The 605-nt window shown below is 40.3% G+C and carries 1 protein-coding gene; it reads right to left on the bottom strand.

Going from position 1 to position 605, the window contains the following annotated elements:
• Nucleotides 1-62: 62 nt before the first annotated feature.
• The gene (locus R8N47_RS26590) at nt 63-395 is read right to left on the bottom strand and encodes a DUF1904 domain-containing protein (protein ID WP_005483015.1); all 333 of its coding nucleotides are present in this window, start codon (nt 393-395) and stop codon (nt 63-65) included.
• Between the last annotated feature and the right edge of the window lie 210 nt (nt 396-605).

The raw sequence follows: 605 nt of genomic DNA, 5'->3' as shown, positions 1-605 counted from the left end.
AGAGGAGCTGAGACAAATAAACTGAAATAAAAAGAAAGACTCAGCCGCATCATACATCCCCTTTAGTAATGTTCACCATTATCATAGTAGGCATTTGGCGATAGTGCAGAAAAAATTACTGCTACATCAATATCTTCACCGACTACACCACGAACTTGTTGTGTAATTACTTTCGCCACCTTGTCTTGGGTCTCTTGTCCTCGATCAAACCACAAAACTTCAACAAAAGGATAAGCAGGACTTACCTCGCCCTCACTAAAGAAAGTTGTGTAGATGTACTCAAAAGTAAAATCTTCTCGTGGACTATTCATTAGTGGCTGGAGCTCGTCAGTCAGTGGCTTTGACAAAGCTTGTACTGCTTGAGGTTCTACAGCGCGAAATCGTAGATGTGGCATAAGGTTAATCCTATATTTGTATTGTCCTAAGATGATAACAGGAACAACAACGCTAATCATCCCAACAACAACTAGACGCGTTCTTAAAAATACCCAGAAAAACGCTAATAAATATCAACAAGAGCTTGAGATTCCAATCAGTGACATTCAACGACAAGGGATCACTAGCGGCTAGATATCAATCCCGCTGGAAATCTGCTGTTCTTTATG

This window comes from Vibrio sp. 2132-1, assembly GCF_033344315.1.
This window is presented reverse-complemented; position numbering and strand designations above follow the sequence as displayed.